Source organism: Mesorhizobium sp. M1312 (assembly GCF_040318115.1).
Lineage (GTDB): Bacteria > Pseudomonadota > Alphaproteobacteria > Rhizobiales > Rhizobiaceae > Mesorhizobium.
The window spans coordinates 1-900 of record NZ_JAMYLQ010000100.1 but is presented as its reverse complement, the minus strand read 5'-3'; the positions used below and the strand labels follow the sequence as shown (position 1 = coordinate 900).

The window sequence follows — 900 nt, the reverse complement described above, 5'->3', positions numbered from 1 at the left end:
CGACTGCCATTTCCTGCCTTGAGAGCTATTTTGGCGCGCTGCCTGATCCACGCGCGCCCAACGCCACGCACCGGCTTGGCGACCTGATCGTGATGATGATCGCGGCAAGCCTGTGCGGCGCCAGCAATGCGACGGAGTTCGCCCTGTTCGCGCAAGAGCGCAAGCAGGCGCTGTCGCGGCTGATCGACTATGATGCAGCCCCCAGCCACGACACCTTCTCGCGGCTGTTGCGCCTGCTTGACCCGGAGGCCTTCGGTCGCGCCTTCGCCGCCTTTGCCGCAGCTTTTGCACGAGCCGGCCAAGAGGGGACTGAGGTGGTGTCGCTCGACGGCAAGGCTTTGCGGCGGGCCTACGAGAAGGGCTTGGCAGCCAGTCCGCCCTTGACGGTGTCGGCCTTCGCCGCCGAGACCCGGCTGTGTCTGGCGGCAGTCTCGCCGAGCGATGGTGAGAACGAAGTCGAGGCCGCGCTCAAAGTCATCGAACCATCTTACAGGCAGATTGATCACCGCCGACGCGCTCCACTGCCACACCCGCATGGCTGCGGCCATCACCCAAAGGGGTGGCGATTACCTGCTTGCGCTGAAGGGAAACCGCCGTCATTGGCTGCGCCGCGCTAACCTGCAACTGGCCGACGCCACCCCTTCCATTGCCGAGCGGACCGAGACCAGTCACGGCCGCAACGAGTGGCGGCAGGCTGAGATCGTGGCGGCGGCCGAGCCGCTGATGCCCGGCCACCGGGCCTTCATCCGCATCACCAGCCGGCGCGATCAGGCCAAGCCGTTGATGCGCCTGTTCATGGCCTCCACCCTTCTGTCGCCGCAGCAGGCGCTCGACCTCACCAGAGCTCATTGGCAGATCGAGAACGGTCTGCATTGGATGCTCGACGTACACCTCGATGAG

At 65.7% G+C, this 900-nt stretch carries 2 protein-coding genes; both read left to right on the top strand.

What is annotated here, in order from left to right:
- Positions 1-617, top strand: a 617-nt coding sequence (locus NKH36_RS34695; protein ID WP_352966315.1) for an ISAs1 family transposase, incomplete at its 5' end; no start/stop codon positions are given.
- The coding region (locus NKH36_RS34690; protein ID WP_352966314.1) for an ISAs1 family transposase at positions 535-900 on the top strand (366 nt) is incomplete at its 3' end. The genes NKH36_RS34695 and NKH36_RS34690, both read left to right, overlap by 83 nt.